Source organism: Micromonospora sp. NPDC048040, from assembly GCF_055587185.1.
The window spans coordinates 1-3329 of record NZ_JBVJGT010000125.1 but is presented as its reverse complement, the minus strand read 5'-3'; the positions used below and the strand labels follow the sequence as shown (position 1 = coordinate 3329).

Sequence of the window (3329 nt, the reverse complement as noted above, 5' to 3'; positions counted from 1 at the left end):
CCACGCGGCCCGTCCAAGGCGATGCAGGCAGCGGGCGCCACGTCTCCCGAGCCGCCCGGCTTTCCCCGGCAGCCGTCCGATCCAACGGAAAACAATGGCTCGACTGGTCCTGGCCCGGCGCCTTCGGCTATGGACTGGGCCGCTCACGAATACTCGCTGGCAGAGGCCGGTCTAGAGACACCAAAGGATCTCCCGGATGGGCTGCAGCCGCAGACCGGCGGAGCGGACGGGTCCCTGGGCTTGCCGGCAGCGCCGACACCGGCGGCCGGCCCGGGATGGTCGCCGTCGGGCGGGCAGAAGCCGGACTGGGAAAAGGAAGTGGAAGCGGCCGTCCGATACTTGACGGTCGCCGGAACCGCTGCCGAGGCGGCGTTTGGCGAGTGGGCGCGCGAGGTGTTCGAATTCGATCCCGCGAAGGTCGATCTCAGGTCGAACTACGCCTTCAACGAGTCGGTGTTGAACACCTACCGGGAAGAGTTGGGGAAGAAAGGCATCACCACCCCGACTGGATTGCGCGGATGGTTGTCCCGCCAAATGGCCGAGGAACTCGCCCTGGGCGGATCGTCGAGGCTCAGGGAGCTTCTTCCGTATCCGTATCCGTATCCGTATCCGGATCCGGATCCGGAGAATATGTCCGAGCAGCGACGAGATGCCCTGCACCGGATCTGGCTCGACAAGATCGCAAACGCCCGATCTGCGGATTTGGAAGTCGCGCCTGTGGCTCTCCATCTCCTGGCCAAGGGGTTGGACCAGCCGATGCGGATCCACCATCCGTTCGGCGACCCGTACGACGACATCGGCCCGTCGTCCGATGACGGTGCCATCCCACACTCGGTCGTGTGGTGGAACGGTGGTTACATCATCCTTAAACCTCGTGACCCAAACGATGCCGACATCGCCGCCCGCATCGCCAGTGGCTACCAGCGGAATTCGATATCCGACCTCGAACAGCAGCGACGGGACAGACTTTTCAACGAGGCGCTCGGTCTACTGAAGACCGAAATCGCCACGGCGGAAGGGAATTTCACCAAGCGCCACCGGTCCCTCCTGAAATACGTATTTGACCGCGAGCTCGCGGCCATTGGCCAACGCCCCACCTCCCCTCGCCGTCAAGCCGAGGAACTTGCAGCGCACCGTCGGTACCTCAACGCCCTCGGCAACGGCGGCGACTGGGAAGGTGACTACCGATGGAAACTCAATGACCCGTTCACCCTCCGTATCCCCGCCTACGTTCACGCCCGCAGCGACGCGTACTCGGCGTTGCGCACCCGGTTGGGCGGCAAGGACGTGGAACTCACTCGTGTTGACCACATGATCCTCTCGGGCGATATGGTCGATATCGACTTCGGGTCGGGTGTCGGTATTGCCAAAATCCCGTACATGGACAACGGCGCCAAGAAGTTTGCCTACCTAGAGATCGACCGCAAATTTACTGACAGCGAGCTGGCCGAACTGAGAGACAAGGCACCCGGCCAGGCGTGGCAACTCGATGAGCCGCCGGTCGGCCTCTTCTATCACATCGCGGCGGGCTTAGTGCCCAAGAAGGGCCAATTGAGCCGCAGCTTCGGCAAGGGCTCCGAAGGCGAAAAACTCCAGAGAGCCCATATTCCAGCCGTCAAAGTGGCCGACGGAAGTCCATTTGTCATCCCTCAGGACATGAAGGAGGTTATTCTCCGACTCGGGTATGGCTGGGATGGTCAACCCCTCGCGGTCGTGGTAATGCCGGCAGAGAAGAGCGGGGCCGGACAGGACCTGTATCTGCAACTGCTCAAGCCTGCCCCCACCATCGACGACATCGAGTGGCTGCGCAAAGCGTCGCTGTGGGAACGCGGGAATTGGTGGAACATTTCCCGGGTGAGATATTTCGATGACGAAATGGACTCGCAAAGGCGATTGCCCAATCCTCTGCGTCTTACTATCGGCAGAAACTCGGCAAAGACGTTAGATGGGCGGGAGGTGAATCTCGCCCCTGGGACGCGGATCACCTTGGGAGTAGGGGAGCGGCTCCGGCCGGTCGGAAAAGATGTCGTCAACGGCTTTGTCGATAGCGTCAAAGAGGTTGTCGTCGTGGTCAAGGCGCCGTTGGTCCCAAGACGGGACGCGCCAGCGTCCGAACCCGAATACGCCTTCCGGCTCTTCACCACGGGCAAGACGGATTACGATGCTTTCATAAAGCAGCTCGAAGACCGGCAGAAGAGGCTCGGCGAGCGCAAAAGGGGAGCCGAGTCGGCAACTGGGCGGGCCGCGCAGCGTCCGCGCATCGAGGATGGGCCGGGCGCCCGGGGTGGGTCGTCTTCTGGGTGGGGAGCGGGTGAGCAGCCGCCTGCCGAGGAGGTGGTGGGCGGCGGTTGGCAGGTGTCGTATCGCAGTCCAATGGATCTGACGCCAGCGCTTGACCTGGGGGCGGCGCCGCCGGGGATCACTGCACCGGTCGACTCCCCGGACCTGCCGGCAGGGTTGGATCTGCCAGCGCCGTTCGACCTGGCGTCGCCGCCGGAGAACCCCGCGCTGGTCGAGTCTCTGGTCGAACAGGATGATCCGGTAGGCGGCCGGGTCGAACAGCTGGACCCGCTGTCGGAGGTGGGCGGGCCGGCGGGAACTCGGCGGGCCCCAAAGCGTTCGCGCATCGCAGGCGACATCGAGCAGCTGCGCGGGAAAAAGGCGCTGTGGAAACCGGATGATCAGTGGGATCTTTCCGACCCAGCAACGTTCGAAGACACAATACAGTCGATCAAACGAACAGACCGAATGATACCCTACCTGCCCCGACCCCTGAATCTCAGGTTTGGTTCGGAGAACATGACGTTCGGTGGGGGGGAGGTGAATGTCACCCCTGGGACGGATGTCACCTTCCGGGTAGGGAAGTGGTCGCGGCAGGTCGGATCGGAATTCGTTACCGGCGTTTTCGTCGTGGTCAAGGCGCCGTTGGTCGGCGGAACCGGACACGCCTACCAGATCTTCGACACGGGCAAGACGATCAATGAGTTCGAGGCGTTCATCGAAGAGCTCCGAGGCCGGCAGGAGAGGCGCAATATGCGCATCCTGCGAGCCGAGTGGGCACCTGAGCCGACCAGGCAGCGTCCGAGCGCCGGGGATGGGTCGGGCGCTGGGGGTGGGTCGTCGTTGCCTGGTGGTGCGGCGGCGTTTGTGTGGGGTCGTGTGGGGGGTGGTTCGTTCTCGGGTGGTGGGAAGGGTGTGTTGCCGTCGGGGTGGGCGGCGGGTGAGCCGCCGTCTGTGGAGGTGGCGAAGGGCGGTGGTTGGCGTGTGTCGTATCGGAGTTCGGCAAGTTTGCCTGCTTGGGACGAGATGACGCATGTGTTTACTGATCG

At 63.4% G+C, this 3329-nt stretch carries 1 protein-coding gene; it reads left to right on the top strand.

Annotated elements, in window-relative coordinates; translation table 11 throughout:
- Positions 1-129: 129 nt before the first annotated feature.
- The coding region (locus tag ACZ6O2_RS36365) for a hypothetical protein (RefSeq protein ID WP_466026195.1) at positions 130-3329 on the top strand (3200 nt) is incomplete at its 3' end.